The sequence below is a fragment of the Cellvibrio sp. 25HG11W-0 genome (genome assembly GCF_057815475.1).
Window position 1 is genome coordinate 2,349,203 of the sequence record NZ_CM174230.1, and the last position, 17,863, is coordinate 2,367,065.

16 protein-coding genes are annotated in these 17,863 nt (G+C 49.8%); 14 read left to right on the forward strand and 2 right to left on the reverse strand.

The window, feature by feature from the left end; genetic code table 11:
* Window position 1 precedes the first annotated feature (1 nt).
* On the forward strand, window positions 2–3,220 hold the full coding sequence (locus AC0KUT_RS09820; protein ID WP_488835511.1) for a hypothetical protein: 3,219 nt from the start codon (window positions 2–4) through the stop codon (window positions 3,218–3,220).
* A 13-nt stretch (window positions 3,221–3,233) separates the two neighbouring features.
* On the opposite strand, the gene AC0KUT_RS09825 is transcribed toward AC0KUT_RS09820, so the two are convergent.
* Complete coding sequence (locus tag AC0KUT_RS09825; RefSeq protein ID WP_488835512.1) at window positions 3,234–3,452, reverse strand: helix-turn-helix domain-containing protein; 219 nt, start codon at window positions 3,450–3,452, stop codon at window positions 3,234–3,236.
* Between the two features lie 137 nt (window positions 3,453–3,589).
* Here AC0KUT_RS09825 and AC0KUT_RS09830 point away from each other — a divergent pair, with 137 nt between their 5' ends.
* From AC0KUT_RS09830 to AC0KUT_RS09855, 6 genes are all read left to right on the forward strand, one after another.
* A complete protein-coding gene (locus AC0KUT_RS09830) occupies window positions 3,590–4,312 on the forward strand; it encodes a hypothetical protein (protein WP_488835513.1) in 723 nt (240 codons plus the stop codon).
* 311 nt (window positions 4,313–4,623) lie between these two features.
* A complete protein-coding gene (locus AC0KUT_RS09835) occupies window positions 4,624–4,887 on the forward strand; it encodes a helix-turn-helix domain-containing protein (RefSeq protein WP_488835514.1) in 264 nt (87 codons plus the stop codon).
* 70 nt (window positions 4,888–4,957) lie between these two features.
* Complete coding sequence (locus AC0KUT_RS09840; RefSeq protein WP_488835515.1) at window positions 4,958–5,383, forward strand: hypothetical protein; 426 nt, start codon at window positions 4,958–4,960, stop codon at window positions 5,381–5,383.
* A gap of 51 nt (window positions 5,384–5,434) precedes the next feature.
* Window positions 5,435–5,956: a hypothetical protein gene (locus AC0KUT_RS09845; RefSeq protein WP_488835517.1), complete on the forward strand. Its 522-nt coding sequence runs from the start codon at window positions 5,435–5,437 to the stop codon at window positions 5,954–5,956.
* 24 nt (window positions 5,957–5,980) lie between these two features.
* The gene (locus AC0KUT_RS09850) at window positions 5,981–6,772 is read left to right on the forward strand and encodes an abortive infection family protein (protein WP_488835518.1); all 792 of its coding nucleotides are present in this window, start codon (window positions 5,981–5,983) and stop codon (window positions 6,770–6,772) included.
* Window positions 6,773–6,939: 167 nt separating this feature from the next.
* On the forward strand, window positions 6,940–7,143 hold the full coding sequence (locus tag AC0KUT_RS09855) for a hypothetical protein (protein ID WP_488835519.1): 204 nt from the start codon (window positions 6,940–6,942) through the stop codon (window positions 7,141–7,143).
* Between the two features lie 331 nt (window positions 7,144–7,474).
* On the opposite strand, the gene AC0KUT_RS09860 is transcribed toward AC0KUT_RS09855, so the two are convergent.
* Entirely contained in the window at window positions 7,475–7,795 is a 321-nt protein-coding gene (locus AC0KUT_RS09860; protein ID WP_488835520.1) for a hypothetical protein, read from the reverse strand.
* Window positions 7,796–8,725: 930 nt separating this feature from the next.
* Here AC0KUT_RS09860 and AC0KUT_RS09865 point away from each other — a divergent pair.
* The 7 genes from AC0KUT_RS09865 (at window position 8,726) to AC0KUT_RS09895 (ending at window position 17,800) form a co-directional block, all read left to right on the forward strand.
* Window positions 8,726–9,070 (forward strand): AAA family ATPase, encoded by a 345-nt coding sequence (locus AC0KUT_RS09865; protein ID WP_488835521.1) that lies wholly within the window; start codon window positions 8,726–8,728, stop codon window positions 9,068–9,070.
* Window positions 9,067–9,699, forward strand: coding sequence for a hypothetical protein (locus AC0KUT_RS09870; protein ID WP_488835522.1), 633 nt, complete (start codon window positions 9,067–9,069; stop codon window positions 9,697–9,699). The genes AC0KUT_RS09865 and AC0KUT_RS09870 overlap by 4 nt, the downstream gene beginning before the upstream one ends.
* Window positions 9,700–9,709: 10 nt before the next feature.
* Window positions 9,710–11,665 (forward strand): hypothetical protein, encoded by a 1,956-nt coding sequence (locus tag AC0KUT_RS09875; RefSeq protein ID WP_488835523.1) that lies wholly within the window; start codon window positions 9,710–9,712, stop codon window positions 11,663–11,665.
* A complete protein-coding gene (locus AC0KUT_RS09880) occupies window positions 11,659–13,794 on the forward strand; it encodes a hypothetical protein (RefSeq protein ID WP_488835525.1) in 2,136 nt (711 codons plus the stop codon). Before AC0KUT_RS09875 ends, AC0KUT_RS09880 begins: the two co-directional genes overlap by 7 nt.
* Window positions 13,794–14,507 (forward strand): TIGR02391 family protein, encoded by a 714-nt coding sequence (locus AC0KUT_RS09885; RefSeq protein ID WP_488835702.1) that lies wholly within the window; start codon window positions 13,794–13,796, stop codon window positions 14,505–14,507. The genes AC0KUT_RS09880 and AC0KUT_RS09885 overlap by 1 nt, the downstream gene beginning before the upstream one ends.
* Window positions 14,508–14,664: 157 nt before the next feature.
* Window positions 14,665–16,395 carry an ATP-dependent nuclease gene (locus AC0KUT_RS09890; protein WP_488835526.1) on the forward strand — a complete coding sequence of 577 codons (1,731 nt, stop codon included), beginning with the start codon at window positions 14,665–14,667 and terminating at the stop codon, window positions 16,393–16,395.
* Window positions 16,382–17,800: a UvrD-helicase domain-containing protein gene (locus AC0KUT_RS09895; RefSeq protein WP_488835528.1), complete on the forward strand. Its 1,419-nt coding sequence runs from the start codon at window positions 16,382–16,384 to the stop codon at window positions 17,798–17,800. The genes AC0KUT_RS09890 and AC0KUT_RS09895 overlap by 14 nt, the downstream gene beginning before the upstream one ends.
* Window positions 17,801–17,863 lie beyond the last annotated feature (63 nt).

Sequence of the window (17,863 nt, forward strand, 5' to 3'; positions counted from 1 at the left end):
CATGACATATAGGGAAACTTTTTCCGGACGGGATAATTTAACAATAGAAGATCTGCTTGTGGCCTACCGCAAAGCAAAAGCGGACTGCTTCTTTGAGAACACTTTTCCAACAGCCATAAAGTTTGCTGAGTATGAACAGAATTTACTGGAAAACTTAAGCAATCTATTGGCTCTACTTCAGAGCAGTGCAGGCTTTGAAAAGGATGTAGACCTTGTAGGCAAGTTTCGCCTTTTACCTAAAAAATTATCTACAAAACCAAAGACTGACGTCAAAGAAAATGGTCACGTTCATTTTTCCAACCCCGAGCGCGCTGTTGGGCACTTATTTAAGAACTTCAATCTAACACCCGAATTTCGAATAGTGGGTGATTTCCCAGTAGACAGCCACATAATATCTGCGCTATGGATAAATACAGTTGGGCATAAATTCGATGCCAAGCTTGACGATTATTGTTATGGCGCGCGACTAAAACGAGTTCGAAATGACGAGCTCTTTAGCGAGGAACAAGATGAGCCTTTTCATATTAGTTCGATAGGCTCATTTTCTCCTTATTTCCAACCATATCAAAAATGGCGCGGAGATGGATTAAGGGCGATTCGGGATGAATTAGAAAAAGATCACGATATTATTGCCGTCTCACTAGACCTAAAAAGCTACTACCATTTTATCGACCCTCTTGCATTGGTATCTAAATATTTACAGGAGGAGTTAGGTGTTGAATTAACTGACGAAGAGCTTGAGTTCACTACTCAGCTAGCCAACTTTCTAAAATATTGGTCAGATGGGGCATCGAAATTTGGAAAACAGATAGCTGGAAAAGAATATGACATCAAGGGTGGCTTGGTAATTGGGTTAACCGCCAGCCGAATAATCTCTAATGTATTATTACATTACTGGGATCGGCTTATCATTGAAAAACTGTCCCCAATTCATTATGGACGTTACGTTGATGATATGTTCCTAGTGATACGTGATGCGGGCAACATTGCCAATAGCCAAGATTTTATGGCGCTGTTACAGGAGCGACTTGGAAAGAAGTGCATCAGCAAAGTTACTGAAGATGGCCAGATGTGGCAAATACAGCAAGGGAAGAAAATTCAAGGTAATTCATTAATTAGACTGCAGTCGGATAAACAAAAGCTCTTTTTATTACAAGGGCGCGCTGGTATAGATTTACTGGACAGCATTGAAAAAGAAATTTATGAGCTATCTAGCGAGCATCGGCTTATGCCGTCCCCTGACCAGTTGGATGACTCAACCGCTGCAAAAGTGTTATCTGCTGCAGGCAGTGTTGGTGAAAATGCGGACACGCTAAGACGCGCTGACGGCCTAACAATTAGGCGCTTGAGTTGGTCTTTGCAACTGCGTCACGTTGAAACTCTTGCACGTGATTTACCGCCAAAAGAATGGAGAGAGCAGCGAGAAGAGTTCTATCAATTTGCGCACAACCATATTCTAAGGGCAGATAATCTATTTGACCATTTTAACTATTTACCGCGTTTACTTGGTTTTGCCATCAGCATGAACGAATGGCACCAAGCCGAACAAATAGCGCTGAAAGCCTATAAGGCTATCGAATCACTGGCATCTACGGTGACCACCGGAGAAACCGTCGCAATAAATGGTTGTGATGCAAAAGCGGGAGTAAATTTTTGGAGCTATGTTAAAGACACTTTAACCTGGTTGTTTATTGATGCTGCAACACGTTACTACGCCCCCGACAAACTTTTTTTAAGAGAGCGCTCACAAAAAGAAAAACGTTTAGCCGATCTTTTTTTACAGGGTGTTTTTGATAGCCTCACTGGCTTTGAGGAAATGCTAGATTTTCGTTTTGATACCGCAGAGTTTGACTCTAAAGCACCTCTAGTAGCGTTGGCTGATCTTGCTAAGGAACCATACAAACGAATTATTCAATATAAGTCAGCAGAAATGCTCATAAAGAAGCCCAATAAAAAGAAGGAAAACCGAATACTTGAGATATTTAGTTCTACATCTTTAATCGATGTAGAGGTACTTAATGAATTTTTAAGGTCAACTGAAGATCGTAGGCTTAGCGAAATTAAACAAGCCAATCGCAAACATGAGAGCCGATTACCTTATTTATTCCCAACACGACCACTAACTCCCTCTGAAATATCTGAGTTAGCCCCCGAGTGTGTGGGCTTGCCTGCTGCGGATGGAAGCTCACTCAGTGAAAAACCATGCGTGACTTGGGCAAAGTATACGCAGGCCATCCGAGGTGTGTGGATTAAGCCAACGCTCATTGCAACTCAGCAAGATGACAGCGAACCAGAAATATCAGGGAAGCGGAGAAAGTATTTAAAAATCGGAACTGACAAAAAACACAAAATTGTCGTAGCTTTAACGAATATCAAAACAGAAGATTCAGATTGGGCCTCAATGGCATGCGATAGATCAAATTTCTCACGGACCAGATATCAGCGCTTATCTAAGCTGGTAAATGAAACACTGAAGCTTTCGCCAAAACCTGATTATGTACTATTTCCAGAATTATCGATCCCATTGCGCTGGGTGAATAGCATTGCAGCGCGCTTAAACGCTGCCGGCATTAGCTTGATCGCTGGCACAGAGTATCGACATTCGCCCGATAACCTATTAAAAAGCGAGGTTGTTTTAGCGCTCTGCGACAACCGGCTAGGTTACCCTGCATCAGTTAAAATCTGGCAACCTAAATTGCGTCCGGCAGTCAATGAAGACAAAGAGCTTCATGCGAAGTATGGAAAGTATTGGGCGATTTCGGAAGTATTAGCAAAAAAATCAAGGAAGCCTGTTTATAATCACAATGGAGTGAATTTTGGAGTAATGATTTGCTCCGAGCTACAAAACGCGACTGCTCGATTACGGTTCCAGGGAGCAGTAGATGCCCTAATGGTTCTCAGCTGGAACCAAGATTTAGAGACGTTTTCCTCCTTAATTGAATCTGCGGCCCTTGATGTACATGCGTATACCGTTTTGGTGAATAACCGAAAGTATGGCGATAGTCGAGTCAGATCCCCAGCCAAAGAGTCTTTTATGCGTGATATAGCTCGTTTACGCGGAGGTGAGAACGACTATGTGGTAGCAGCCACTTTGGATATAGACGCGCTAAGAGCGTTCCAAAGCCGAGCTAAACGATGGCCACAAGAAGGCGACAAGTTCAAGCCTGTGCCTGAAGGATTTCGTTTGGCAGCAGAACGCAGAAAGCTCCCCCCGAAGTAACGAATCTAACTAACTATTTAACGCGTTCAAATATTACGTGAAGGGGCATATCGAGAGCAGTTGAGATCTGATAAATCTTGGTAAGAGTCACGTTTTTCTCGCCTCTTTCAATATGACCCATATAGCTACGATCGATACCGGTAAGATCGGCAAAGGCCTCTTGAGATAGCCCTCTGTCCTTTCGTAGCTCCCTTATGGCCCTACCAAAGGCGACCAAATGTGCATCTTTCATGATAGCCCCACTTAAAAGCTAGAACTATCAGGTTTTAGTGCCTATCATTCCACGGTCTATAGCTCCCATTTCCTGCTGTATTTTATTTATACAACTAGATTCAGGGGAGTGTATTTATCGTACTATGGGGAGTGCACATGATTGAGCAAGTGAGCCAGAAAAAGTTTGAGCAGATGATTATGCTGGTGGCTCTCGCAATGTGCTTTAAACCAAATGAATTATATTTGAGCGAAGATCAAATCATTGACCGCGGTTACGCACCTATTGAAAGTTATGTAAAAAGTTGCATTGCAAAGTTGATTGATGAAGGAGCTATTCAGTTCAAGCTAATTGAGCCGACCTTTCCATTTGAAGACGCAACGGGAATGCTTTTTATTAAATGTCCGGCTAGCGCAGAGCAGGAATTAGAAGCTTATGTGTACGAAAGTGCAGAAAAAATAACTCGTTTAATGCGCCATTCCTTCGACTACATTCTGTACCTGAAGGCACTATATCAAGAGATTTTGGCTTGTGAGGTTATTGAATATACGATCTATCATTCTCGTAAAAGTGGTCTTGACCTACAAAATTATTCACCCAGCAACGCAAAACTTAAACTCTTGCTGGCGGACAATTCGCCTGAAAAAGTAAATGCCTTTATGTGGCGAGCCGTCAAAGACGCTAAGAAAAAAGGTGATGATAATGTTAAACCTGTAGATTTCTCAGAAATAACTGATTCAGCATTTGAGTTTTATGTGCGCTACCAAAAGCTGAATATTGAAGTCGATGGGTATAACCGTCCTACTCATCTTAAAACCTCTGTGCTATCTGGTTTTTTGGAATTTTTGCGGGGAAGCGGTAACCTCAACCCCAACTCCTAAAGCAAATCGGATGGTTGATTTTTAGCCTAAGCATTGGCCCAGGGAAAGTGAAACGAACACATCAAATGACATAGAGCACTTACTCAGACTGTGGGCCGCTCAACCGGATTGATTGGGCCACTCAAGCTGGAACCACTGGGTAAATAGATCGGAATACCCATCTGTGAGCTGGTGTACCGTGAACTCTCGGTTTACGAGTGTTGATAACGCTGAAAGCAGCCCGGACTTAACGGTGAGGGATTTCATGATAGAGATTGACGCCTCATGTCTCGAATTTCGCGCCATTCTATCCTGTCTCTATCATCGAGACAATGAAATCATCTCCTTACTCACCTCACTACGAAAAGCTCCGCATCTGGCTAAAAAAGCAGCGGGAAGTCAGTGGTTTGACGCTCCGCGAAGCCTCTTTGGCGATGGGGCGCCATCATTCTGTGCTGGGCAAGATGGAGCAGGATCGACGGAAAATTGAAGTGGTGGAGTTTGTGAGGTATTGCCAAGTGTTAGGTGTTGATCCTCACGAGGGTTTGGAAGTCCTTATCGACTCGCTTCAGGATGATATCGATACATCCCGCTGAAACAGCCACTCCCAGCCAGTCGTCAATGAATTATACTGGCGCGTTCTACTAACTTCTTTCACTGCCCGCCATGGATTTACATCTATCGGTTTTCTTGTTTCGAAAGGCCATACTGAAAGCAAAAGCGGATGGATTCCAATTTGATTTACTGGATCTGTTTCCCGTTAATTGCTGCGAGGTTGTCTCTTATTTATTGGCAAAGTTCCTGATAGAAGCAGGCGGTGTGTCGTCCCTGAAAATTGTCACCGGCGAAAACCGTTTTAAAAAATCACAACGGCATATCTGGATTATGTTGGGCGAGATTGATATAGATATCACCGCTAACCAATTTTCATCGACAAGCAGAACAGTTTTTGTTGATATGCACAGTGAGTGGCATCAACGATTCACAATTATTCACACTGAAAAGCCAAATCCGAAGCTGACTCAGCTCAACGAGGAAGCAAGATCCGCGTTGCTATACGATTACAAGCAAATCCTTAACTACCTTGCCTAAAACAGTAGCTCCGCTTGAGCGACTTATAAATAACTGCGTAATGGGGAAGATATGATTTCTGATATGATCAAAGCAAGTATTCTGATTGCAATTGCACAAGGTCGATCGGTCGCTGATGCAGCGAAAACAAATGGTCTTACAACTGCCCAAGCACGAGGTGCGCTTCCTCGTTTTTGCCGCAATTTGAAATTACGCTGGGATATTGAATATATTCGAGCCAATCCACAAAAATATATTAATGCAGCAACAGCTGTATTGGCTTCGCCAAAAAATGCACTCCGTAGAGTATTGCGGAATGACTTAGTGTTTCAGTTGAAGTTACATTCACCTGATGAGCTTACGCCACAGTATGTCTCTAACATTACCGCAGAAACTCTGCTATCGCATGGCGTTACAGAAAATTCACTTGTTGAAATACAAGAGTGGCTGATTGCCAATGGACTATCTTGTAAGCGCAAATTGCCAGAAAAAGATGAATACTTGCGAATGATTCAAAAAGCCATCGTTTTACTGGATGCGTTCGGATTAGATGTATCCTGTCCTGCATCACAATTAAAAAATATTGATGGATAAGATAAAGAAATTTGAGCGAAGTTTATGGCGCATTCAATACCAAATTCAGTCATTGGCGCGGTGTCTTCAGTACTTGCTGAGCACTATCATAGTCATTCCAAATTAAATGTATTGCTCATGAGCGCAGGTGCACCCGGTGAGCCGCCGGAAGGTAACCTGGAAACAAAATGCAGCGTATGGTTGAAGCGTTGCAATGATGATGAAACGTTAAATCCACTTGCTATTCTTGGATTGGTTATCCAGAAATTTATGTATTTAAGTCCATCCAACTCCCAAATCGCTGAAGGTCAACAGCAAATAATCGAGAGTCTTGCCAGAAATCAATTGAGCTATCAATTAAATGGGTTCATTACTTTGGCCGGGGCCAATCTTGCCACAAAGTCATTGGCAGATTTTTTTAAGGCGGGTGATTTTGCATCGGTTGAAGCTGAATTTAATCGCGCGGTATCGCAATTGGATCGTGATCCTCATGCAGCGATTACTGCTGCAAGTTCGATTATTGAAGCCTTGTGTAAAACTTATATTGAAACCTTCACGTTGGATATGCCTGCCAAACAATCTATTGCTCCTTTATGGAAAGTGGTTCAAGGTCATATGGGGCTAAATATTGATCCAACACTGGAAGATGACCAGAAAAAAATCCTCCAAGGATTGGCGTCTATCGTCGATGGCATTGGGGCTTACCGAACCCATATCGGCTCTGTGCATGGTCGAGGCATAGAGCCACCAACGATTACCGTAGCAGAGGCGCGCCTTGCGGTGAATGCCTCACATAGTCTTGTAACATTCCTGATGGAGCGCTGGCACGGTTCATAACGTAATTCACTCGCTTGGTTACTCCAACCAATCTACTTCATCAACGACGTGATCGATGGTGCCACGATACTGCATGCGCTTCATGCCGTCCAATGGACTGATTTCACGAGTCTTGGGTGCCAACGTTTATTGTGGTATTCAGAAGTGAAAATGATCAAGTTAAGTTTATGCAGCTTAACGCGGCCACGAGCTTGCTGTTGGAGTCGGTGAAAAAAGAATCCTTGTCAGTAAAGCAGTTAGCAGAAATTTTGGCGGGTCATATGCGCACTAATCTTGACGATAGATTTGTGCTGCAAATGCAGATAATCATTGCTGATCTGGTTAGCGGTGGTGTTTTAATTAGGTTGCCAGATGATAACTGTTTTGAGTGAGAGGCCGTCATGTATTCGATTGGTCAGTTAGTGGTGATTAATTGCCCCACCTCGACATTTTTTGAGTGAGGCTTGTAATTGACAGGTTAGTCACAAAAACCTAACATAATCTTGTTGCCCAAGAGGCCTTATTGCTTTCCACCTTTCCCTTGAGGACTTGAAAGCCCAGCGTAAATCTGGGCTTTTCCGTTTCAGCTACGCCTCCCAGCTTTCCGGTCTAACATGGAAAACGGATCGCCTCCGTAGGATATGCGTTACAGAAAACTCCATGTATGTCGATCTCGGGATAGGCGAAGCGGACTGGTTAGATCCTCACTATATGCCACTTTGTTCACTTTATCTCGGAATAATCGCCTTCAAAAATGCATTCGGATATGTCGGGAAGGTCGCTGGTTTGGATGCTTCCAAGAGAGCGGTTGGGAGTTGCATTGAGATTTAAACTTGCATAGCACTCTGCGATCAATAAATGTTTTGTGTCAAGGATCGGCATCCATCCAACAATAACAACGTTGTCGGGAAGATCTTCCCATTCGCCATCCACTGCGTTAGCCTCGGTTATTTCACGGTTTCCACGTCTCGGCCAGCATCCCAGATACAATGCGATTACAGGCATCATATCTTCCGGCATTTTGTCTTTGCATTTAACCCACATGATAATTACCGTCAATTTACAGATAGCGGTGCCGCATAAAACCTGGACTCTGCTCAGGTCGAGGTTTCAGCTATGTTAATTCAAGGACACTTGATCTTCGATAGGCATTGAAAGGCGGTTTTCGGGTATGCCGCACGTTAGTTTAAAGGTAAAAAGTGCCAGCCTGCCAATATCAATTGTTGGTTTAGAATTGATTAATTAGTAAACTGGACGCGTTGGTGCGGACCGGAACCCGAAAGGGGGCATCAATGTCGGGTTGTAAAACCCCCTAGCCAGTGAGCAGGATATTCGGAGGAATCCGATAAAGAGTAGGTCGGACTTTTTTCTAACTATCGAACTCGGGCGCCTTTGCCCACAACGTAAGATGGTCGTCCGCTTGGTTTGGAGTATCGTCCCACAGGCGGCTCCGACCAACCTATTAAAGGTCGACATTTGTTGGCCTTTTAGGTTGGTGGGCAACGGTTGGCTCCTTCATGTGTGCGCTTGTCTTGAACAACCCCCTCCCTGCCAGACTACTTAAATTGCAACACATTCTCATTTTTTACTCAATAAAAAAGGCCCTGATGGGGCCTTTTATAAAAGCATCCAGACACCACTAGCAGAAGAGCTTAGAGCCGCCTTGCGCAGCTACCTGTTGACACAGGCTGGGGAGCGCTCAATCTCATCTGGTCAGTCGCCCCGTCCCCCGATTATCTTCTAGGTATTAATCAGAAGCAATTTAATCGGTTAGCGTCATCTGAGACATTGATGCGAAATACCATCTCCTTGGGAACACAAGAACCGGCATATCCACCTCTTGGTTTAGGCTATTGATGGCAGACTTACGTAATGCAGTGTCATTGACTCTTGTCTATTTGGGCACTTAACTGTAACTATATGACGCGCCAATAGGCTCCCATACGGAATTCTAGCTATAACCCAAGGATTTATATGAAACTTGTTGCCATAACCCCTCAGAATTTTCGCTGTTATCAGTATCCGATTACCACTCGATTTGACAATGTCACGACCTTCGCCCGGAAAAATGATATTGGTAAATCCACTATCCTTGAAGCACTTGAAATCTTTTTTAACAACGCTTCCGCAAAGGTTGAACCTCAGGATGTCCATATACGTGGAGCTGATTCCAATATCTCCATTACCTGCGAGTTTACCGATTTTCCAACATTCTTGAGTGTGGATGCTGGAGCAGAAACCGGCTTGTCTGGAGAGTATCTGCTTCATCGCCTGTTCGCGAAGATTCAACTGATACTCAGAAAAAAGGGGAACACATGAATGCTCGGACACCTCACCGTGATGCAATCCGAATACTTTTCATTCTGAACGCCGGTGGCATGCCCTTGGTAGACCCAAACGATCCGACAGTTGCCAAGATTTTCAAAGGCGAGGCACGATTGCATGCCTTCGACTTCTGGATGCGTAACCCAGACTATCTGGCTAGCGAACTGTTGGACTGCTACGAAGCAATGGGCAACGAGGACTATCGTCAAGCTGCGGAAGCAATCTTCGAAAGCGATGAACCTGACTTGCGACGTATTCCAATGATCCGCTATCTGTTTGGTGCCTATGAACGACTCGACGATGCGCTTTCCTTGCTTCGATCACGTGACTTAGTCCGTATTACGGGCATCAAAGGAAAGGTGAAGGTCCATGAAACCGATTTCATCTTGACGGTTCGCGGAGTAGAGGTCTGCTCGAACGCTGTCGTACAGGAGCCAATTCTTGAATGGTATGCCCAACGGGCGGCCTTGGTTGCGGAAATCGCTGGCACACGAGGCGGTGGTGCTCTGAAGGATAAGCAGTACGAGCAGGCGACGTATGCTCAAACCCAACTTGGCGGGATCATTCCTCCGATTGGTACGGATGTACAACGAAGACTAAATCAACTCAAACAAACCGTCTGAAGGGGAAGATATGGCAAAAGAGAGCATGGAATGGCTTGACGCCATCGCAAGCCGAGCCAAGGTCGATACGAGTCGCGTGGAGTCAGTTTTGACCGCACGGCATATCGTGCCAACCCCGGTGCTACCAGCGCCACGCAGGATGAAGCTTTTAAGTATTGCTTTCGGTGGAACTAAGCAAGGCGTTGAGGACGACGGACTCTACACCTTTGAATGGCCAGACCTGAATGAAGGACTATGGGGAATGATGACGGATCGCAACCTGCGCGGGAAGTCGTCGATCATCGAAGTCGTGCGATGGCTGATGCGCGGCAAGCCATCTCCGAATCTTCAAGATGACGTCAAGAGCTGGATACACAACGCTTGCTTGCGATTCGATCTTGATGGACTTGAGCATGAGGTGCAACTCGATTGTCAAAGCGGAGCTTCTGGCGCGCTAAGCCGACGGTCATCGGCAACAGCAAACCCTACGGTACTCGCGTCCTTCAATAGTGATAAGCAGTTCGAGATGGTCATGTCGGACTTCTTTCTGCGGGCGTTCTCCATGGAGGGGCTTGCGACATGGCGTGAAAGTGACTCCGAAGAAAAGACCGGCCATGCAGTCGTTCATGGCTGGCCTGCATTGTCAGGCGCGATGTTCATCGGCACAAACTATGATGTAGTGCTCGGTGATCTGCCCGCCACGACAGGAACTCAAGCGCGTTTAATGCAAATGTACCTCGGCGTTCCATGGGTTTCTACGCTGGCCACAGCAGCAGCGGCACTGAAACTCGTCGAGTCCGGAAATGAGCTGGAGGCTCGCCGTCGCAATCAGGGTACACGTGCCAAGCAAGCCCGCGTCAAGGAGATCGAAGCAACGCTCGCAGAGAAACGAGAAGCATTGAATTTGCAACCGTCGGATGAGGCAATCCAAACTGAGCTATCTGTGCTTAGCAGCAGGTACTCAGAAACCAAACGTCGAGAGAAGGCAATGCAAGAACGGTTTGATCGAGAGACGCTCGCAGAGCAGCAGGCAAGCGCTGCCTATTTGCAAGATCGCCGTGAATTACAGGCCCACCAAGATTCGACGGCGGCGGGTTCAGTCTTTCGTTTGCTCGACCCGAGTTGCTGCCCACGTTGTGATCATGAAATCGATCAGGCGCGGAAGAAAAAAGAGGCGACTAGCCATTCATGCTCTGTGTGTGGAGAGAATATTTCGAGCAGCGAGGACGCGGATGTTCTGAGGAAAGAGCTTGAGGCGAGCGTCAAAGCGTCAAAAGCGGCACTCGACAAAGCTCAAAAGAATCGTAATTTGGCCGATGAAAGTCTCCAGACCTTGCAAACGGATCTAGAGAGCATCCAGACCAAGAGTGAAGCGTTGACACTTCAGCTTGGGTCGTTCGACGCTCGAAAGCTACTTGTCAACGAGATCGCGGTACTTGAAGGTCGCCTTGAAGAAGCAGGCTTTGATCCTGGTAGCGATGATGTTACGGATGATGAAGCAGCCGTGCTCAAAGCCATTGTCAGCGAGACGGAAACACGGTCCAAGGCCGTTCGCGACGAGTTCCTAAGCGAGGTCTCCGCCAGTCTTCTTCACTTCGCCCAGCGCTTTGGCATGCACAGCTTGTCGAAGGCTCAACTGCGTGGAAATGCGAATCTGATTCTGACGAAGGGTGGCGCCGAGACATCGTTCAGCAAAGTGACGAAAGGTGAGCGCCTGAGGCTGAAGGTCGCCACAGTGCTCGCCATGATTCAGGTCGGTGAACGAAGGGGCGTCGGACGACACCCTGGGTTGATCATGATCGATTCGCCCGCTGCGCAGGAAATTGCGCCAGAAGATCTTCGTGAATTGCTCTCGGGGTTGAAAGACATTCGTGACGAACTTCCCCATCTCCAGATTTTCGTTGCAGGCGTAACCTCCAAAGCGATGATCGATCACGTCCCTGAAAGCCATCGCAGAGAAGCCACAAATGGAGGCTACTTATGGTAATGACCGCGCTGGGGGCTCAACTGCATCCGGTGGAAGTTACGCTGCATACGTTGTTAAGCCAAGGGGAACTACCGAGCGTCGACAATCTGGGCGGATTCGAAGTAATTGTTGAGGCTACACCAGCGTTGGGGGCATCCCCTTTTGCAGGCGAAATTTTGTCTGCGGTTCTCCGAGATGCGAGCGACGCATTGGTCAAGGATGTACATCCATGGAAAGACCTGATCGATTGTTTGGTGCGAGCCGCAGTAAGTGATGTTGTGTTGATAGAAATGGTCGATGCGCTGAATTCTTGCCAATTGCCGGACGGTACTGCAAATGACGTATTCATGGCTTTCTTGCAGAAAGCGGTTGATGTTTCCGGTGCGATCACAGGCTATGCACGAGCTGTAGCACTTGAAGGAGCTTTCCGGCTGGCTGCGTCTGATCGTCGGATGCAGCTTCGCCTTCTGGATGCCTTGTTGGGCATTCAAATTTCCGACGAACCGCATTTTCTTCGTCATGCCGCCAAGATTATGGGAATCGCCCACTCGCATTGGCGCGAAACAGAGTTGGTGGAAAAGCTACGCATCTTCTCCGAGTGCGAAGACGCAGCCTACGAAGCTAGCTTTGAGTTAGGGATGGCAGGTCTCGCAGCTGCGCTCGACGAACCGAAGAGAGAGATGGCAAATGCCATCTTTTTGGATTCCCTGCAGTGGTTCAAGAAAGCTAAATCGTTGAAGGAAGCGGCACCGGAGGCAGCGCTATATGGGGAATGTCTCACATTATTAACGGACTTCGATGCCCACAAGACCAACATTGAGTTGAGAGCGCGCAGCGCGACGATTCAGAAATCAGTCTTCGAACTCCTTGCCTGGCATGCCGACGAAAATTCGCCAACATGGTTGGGCGCAAGGCATATACAGGCTGCATGCTGGAACGATCTTGCAGGAACGCTTGCGTCGCTTGCCGACAGTTTGCAGCAGATTAGCTGGTGGGAGCCTAGGGTTGTGATCGAATGTCAGGTCCTGGCTGCTTACAGCGCGGGGCGAACGATATTGAAACGCAGCCGAGATGGATATCTGGAGACTTTGCTGCGTCCCAGAATCGTGTCTTCGATCGCGCAGCGCGAAGGGCAAGCATATCTTTTGAAATGCTGGCTCAAACAAAACCGCGAGCACGAGCAGGTCCCCGAGGCCGATGCGATCCTGAGCGGCATTGATCGAATTATGGCCGCTGATGCAGAGGCCCAGCGAAACCCCACTGGGGCAGCCTCCGTTTGGGCACCGGTCGCTGCCGTACTGTCACAAGCCCGTTGCAGTAAAGAAACCGAGCGGCGCGTAATCGAAGTTGTCTCGAACGCCTATGCGTTCAGTCTCGAAGGATTGAGCACGGCGGAGATCGATATCTTTGACGATTGCTTGGCCTCGGTGGAACATCACCCGGACTACAGAGATAGTGTTCGAGGTGCCAAATTGTTCAGCACAGTTCTACTGTGGACGACCAGATTTCTTAAAAATCGTCTGGAAATTACAAAGAAGGATGATCCATCGGTCGCCTATCTATTTGAGAAATCTGATGGCACTCTGCCACCAGAGAGCGCACTTCAAGACGATTATTTCCGCTGGATAAGTACCCAATCAGCATCAGGTGAAATGGAGCCCACAAACCTTGGCGGGGGCCGCGCCGACGTGGCCCTGAAGACCACGGGAGAACGCATGGTGATCGAAATCAAGCGTGAAATGGACGATGGATCATTTGATTCGCTGGCGAATCATTACGCAGGACAAACTACTGACTACCAGAATGTGAGTATTCGATTGGGGTTCCTGCTTGTCCTTGATCTAACCGCGCCGAAACTTGAAGGTACACCACACATCCGATCATTGATGCAATGTTGCACCATAAGGCGACTAGGTGAGAGTGAGCCGAGACACGTCGTTATTGTCAAAGTACCGGGTCGACGGTACTTGCCAAGCGACATAAGTAAAAATGCGCACCTTTCAGGTACTACTGCAAAATCGCCGAACAGGCGGCCAAAGCGAAAGAAGGTGCCCGACTTGGCAATACAGGCCGTATCCGCTTCTGCCAGCGTCCTTCCGGGCATCGCCGATGCCTCTGGCAGTTCGGATGAAAAATATGGAGAGCCTTGATGCTTGAATGGTATTTGAAAGTCAATGCTGTGTTTCGTGCGATACGCCAGAAAGCAATCGACGCTCAGGGCTTGCTCGCGAATGACGATAAAGCCGGTGCAAAATTGGTGAATGGTTATTTGAAAACAGACTACCAATCGCTTCGCAAACTTTGGACGGATGCGGGTTTTCCGGAGCAAGACATGGGAAACCTCGGAAGGCATATTGGGTTTGGAGACGTCAACGATTATGACGACATCCTTGCACGTGATCTACCCCAGGTAGAGTCCAGGGCAGAAACGCATGCGCGTAGCGGAGCAGGTACGCAACCAAGCATTGGTTTCGAAGAACTGCTACATCCGGTCATCTTCGCTCATGCCTTTCAGCACTATGTGAACGGACACTACCGCGATGCCGTTCTGAACTCAATCGTTGCAATCTATGATCTGGTACGAGAGCGCACCGGCCTGGATCTCGACGGTGCGGCTCTTGCGACGCAAGCATTGAGTTTGGAGAAGCCGCACCTGATCCTCAGCGAACTTGACACGGAGTCGGGCCGAAATGATCAGAAGGGTTTCATGCAAATTTTAGTCGGTGCTTACCTTGGCATACGCAATCCCAAGGCTCATTCGCTAAATCATGATCTCGACCCAGAGAAGGCCGCTCAATATCTGATCTTCGCCAGCCTTCTAGCCCGACGGATCTACGAAGCGAAAGACGTGCCGAAGACATGAGTTGAGCCAGTTTCATCGGTGGTTCGTCGGCCATTGGAACTCAAACGATGTCCTGCGAAAGACCGAAGGCGGCGCAAAGAATCGAACACTTCTCAATGTGCTTCTGCACTAGGGCTTTCTAAGCAGAACTGGCCGCACACCATCACAGGGGCATCCAATGGCAAGAATAAGAAAGATCGAGATCTCTAACTTCCGTGGCATCCAGCTACTGGTGTGGTGCCCATCGCCTGGCATCAATTGTCTAATCGGCACGGGCGACAGCGGAAAATCCACGGTGTTGGATGCGATCGACCTGTGCTTGGGCGCTAGGCGCAATGTCCAGATTTCCGACGCAGACTTTTTCGGCCTGGACATCACCGCACCCATCAGCATCACGCTGACGCTGGGTGCGTTAGATGACAGCATGAGTGCCCTGGAGAGCTTCGGTGCGTTTCTGCGCGGCTATCACGCCGCCACGGGCGTCGTCGAAGACGAACCGTCAGCTGGCGCAGAAGTGGTTCTCTGCCTGAATCTGACAGTCGCCAGCGATCTGGAGCCATCCTGGACTCTCATCTCCGACCGAGCCTCCCAGCAAGGTCTGGTGAAGGCACTTGCGTGGAAGGACCGTCTGGCACTAGCGCCGACACGTATCGGTGCGCTCGCTGACTACAACTTGGGCTGGCAGCGAGGCTCGGTCCTGAACCGCATCTCGGAGGAGCGCGCTGATGCCTCGGCGGCACTTGTGAAGGCTGCGCGAGATGCGCGCGGCACCTTTGGCGATCAGGCCGAGCAGCAATTGAGAGAAGCGCTGGGGATCGTCGCTGCGACCGCTCAGGAACTAGGCGTCCACATCGGCGCGAAGGCGAGAGCACTGCTCGACTCTCAGTCCGTGTCGTTCGGGGGCGGGACCATCTCCCTGCACAACGAGGGCGGCATCCCGCTTCGCAGTCTCGGCGTCGGGTCCACGCGCCTGTTGGTGGCTGGTCTGCAGCGTAGGGCTGCCAGCCAAGCGTCGATCGTCCTTTCGGACGAACTGGAGTACGGCCTTGAGCCGCACCGCATTGCTCGGTTTCTCGGCTCTCTCGGAGCGAAGGAAGCGGCCCCGCTGCAGGCGTTTCTCACTACGCATTCGCCGGTAGCGCTTAGGGAGTTGTCGGGCGGCCAGCTCTTCGTGCTGCGCCGTAATCTCCACCGTCACGAAGCCCGCATGGTGGGTACTGACAACGACACCCAAAGCACCATCCGTCTTTATCCCGAAGCCTTTCTGGCTGGCTCCGTGATCGTGTGCGAAGGAGCCAGCGAGATCGGACTTCTGCGTGGGCTGGATCTGCACCGGGTTGAACACGGCGGCGTGTCTCTGGCAGCACAAGGCATTGCCATGGTCGATTGTGGCGGTGGCGAGCCGGACCGCCCCTATGCTCGCGCAGCGGCCTTCCAGTCGTTAGGCTACAGGGTGATGGTGGTACGTGATGACGACAAGAAGCCCACGTCTGCCGTCGAACAGGCATTTCTGCAGGCCGGTGGCGCAGTCGTTGCCTACCGCGCAGGCCGCGCATTGGAGGACGAACTATTTGGCAGCCTCACGCCGGTGGCGTGTCAGCACTTGATCAAATATGCCCACGACCTGCATGGTGACCTGATTCATGAACACCTTCGCACGGTCTCGAACAACATGCTGACCGTTCAGGCCGTCTGGGACGAAATCCAGAACACACAAGCGCTGTCAGTACCAACCCGAGCCATGCTCGGGCAGGCAGCGCGCATCCGCAAGGCCGGTTGGTTCAAGTCCATCTCTTGGATGGAGGACGTAGCAAGGACCATCGTGGCGCCGGACTTGCCGCTATGCGATCCAGGCTTCAAAGCACTGGTGGACCAGGTATCTGCGTGGGCTGCCCATGGCCCCCGCTGAAATCGACCTGCGCGCGATTGCCCGCGGCACCGTTACAGCACCTGCCGGTTGCGGCAAGACGCAGTTGATCGCTCACGCTCTGGCTGCTCACCGAGGTAGCAAACCTATCCTCGTGCTCACGCACACGAATGCTGGCGTGGCAGCACTTCGTGGCCGGCTGGACCGTGCCGGTGTGCCGCACAGTGCCTATCGATTGAGCACCATCGACGGCTGGGCCATTCGGTTGATTGCGAGCTTTCCGGGTCGCAGCGGTCACGACCCGGACATCCTGCGGCTTGCCACGCCAGCGCGAGACTACCCGGCGATCCGCGAATTCGCATGGAAGCTGTTGCAGGCCGGACACGTCAGCGAGGTCCTGAAAGCGTCCTATGCGCACCTTATCGTTGACGAGTATCAGGACTGTTCGGTGCCTCAGCACTATCTCGTCTACTTTCTCTCTTTGATTTTGCCGACCTGCGTGCTTGGTGATCCGATGCAGGGCATCTTCGGCTTCGGTGGTAACGACCTGGCCAACTGGGAGCAGCAAGTGTGCGCGCATTTTCCGGTCGTGGCGGAACTGGCCACGCCGTGGCGGTGGCGCAATGCTGGTGCGGAAGCACTCGGACAGTGGCTTCTGGAGGCCAGGCGCCTGTTGGTGGCTTGTCAGTCGGTGGATGTTCGCACCGGACCACCAGCACATGTGACGTGGGTTCAGACCGTTCCACCCAACGACCACCCGCAGCGACTAGCTGCCGCACGGACACTGCCGCCCACGGCCGACGGGCGTGTGCTGATCATCGCCGACAGCCGTAGCCGTTCGAGCCAGCAGAGCTTCGCAAGCCAGACGCCAGGGGCCTCGACCGTTGAGGCAGTCGACTTACAAGATCTCATCGCCTTCGGCAATAGTTTCGATGTTGCGTCTGCAGGGGCATTGGGCCAGTTGCTCGCGCTGGCGCAAAGTGTCATGACCAATGTGGGTGTCGCAGAGCTGACACGGCGTCTGGAGTCATTGACCCGAGGAACCGCGAGGAATCCGCCGTCCGCAGCGGAGAGCTGTGCCTTGGCGTTCCAGCGCGCCCCGTCCATTGCCGCAACCGCAACACTGTTGTCGGAGCTGCGCGAAATGCCGAATGTGCGCGTGCATCGGCCCGCCATTCTTTATGGCGTACTCAAGGCGCTGCGAGGAGCTTCGACAGGAAATGTCCCGCTTGCGGAGGCGGCCAGGCGTGTGCGCGAAGAGAACCGGTTGTTGGGCCGCCCGTTACCCAAGCGTGCAGTCGGCAGCACGCTGCTGCTCAAGGGGCTGGAGGCGGAAGTGGCGGTAGTGCTGAATACGGAGGGCATGAGCGCACAGCACTTATATGTGGCCATGACCCGCGGATCAATGAAGCTGATTGTGTGTAGCGCCAGCCCCATATTGGGCTAAGTAGGAGGGGAAATGGCAAGAGAGAACAAATTTGGAAGCTCGGGTGGTACAAAAGAGACGCCC

Bases quoted from the DNA above. Each gene is read 5' to 3' on its own strand.
- AC0KUT_RS09820 (WP_488835511.1), top strand. From the start codon at position 2: ATGACATATAGGGAAACTTTTTCCGGACGGGATAATTTAACAATAGAA.
- AC0KUT_RS09825 (WP_488835512.1), bottom strand. From the start codon at position 3,452: ATGAAAGATGCACATTTGGTCGCCTTTGGTAGGGCCATAAGGGAGCTA.
- AC0KUT_RS09830 (WP_488835513.1), top strand. From the start codon at position 3,590: ATGATTGAGCAAGTGAGCCAGAAAAAGTTTGAGCAGATGATTATGCTG.
- AC0KUT_RS09835 (WP_488835514.1), top strand. From the start codon at position 4,624: ATGAAATCATCTCCTTACTCACCTCACTACGAAAAGCTCCGCATCTGG.
- AC0KUT_RS09840 (WP_488835515.1), top strand. From the start codon at position 4,958: ATGGATTTACATCTATCGGTTTTCTTGTTTCGAAAGGCCATACTGAAA.
- AC0KUT_RS09845 (WP_488835517.1), top strand. From the start codon at position 5,435: ATGATTTCTGATATGATCAAAGCAAGTATTCTGATTGCAATTGCACAA.
- AC0KUT_RS09850 (WP_488835518.1), top strand. From the start codon at position 5,981: ATGGCGCATTCAATACCAAATTCAGTCATTGGCGCGGTGTCTTCAGTA.
- AC0KUT_RS09855 (WP_488835519.1), top strand. From the start codon at position 6,940: ATGCAGCTTAACGCGGCCACGAGCTTGCTGTTGGAGTCGGTGAAAAAA.
- AC0KUT_RS09860 (WP_488835520.1), bottom strand. From the start codon at position 7,795: ATGTGGGTTAAATGCAAAGACAAAATGCCGGAAGATATGATGCCTGTA.
- AC0KUT_RS09865 (WP_488835521.1), top strand. From the start codon at position 8,726: ATGAAACTTGTTGCCATAACCCCTCAGAATTTTCGCTGTTATCAGTAT.
- AC0KUT_RS09870 (WP_488835522.1), top strand. From the start codon at position 9,067: ATGAATGCTCGGACACCTCACCGTGATGCAATCCGAATACTTTTCATT.
- AC0KUT_RS09875 (WP_488835523.1), top strand. From the start codon at position 9,710: ATGGCAAAAGAGAGCATGGAATGGCTTGACGCCATCGCAAGCCGAGCC.
- AC0KUT_RS09880 (WP_488835525.1), top strand. From the start codon at position 11,659: ATGGTAATGACCGCGCTGGGGGCTCAACTGCATCCGGTGGAAGTTACG.
- AC0KUT_RS09885 (WP_488835702.1), top strand. From the start codon at position 13,794: ATGCTTGAATGGTATTTGAAAGTCAATGCTGTGTTTCGTGCGATACGC.
- AC0KUT_RS09890 (WP_488835526.1), top strand. From the start codon at position 14,665: ATGGCAAGAATAAGAAAGATCGAGATCTCTAACTTCCGTGGCATCCAG.
- AC0KUT_RS09895 (WP_488835528.1), top strand. From the start codon at position 16,382: ATGGCCCCCGCTGAAATCGACCTGCGCGCGATTGCCCGCGGCACCGTT.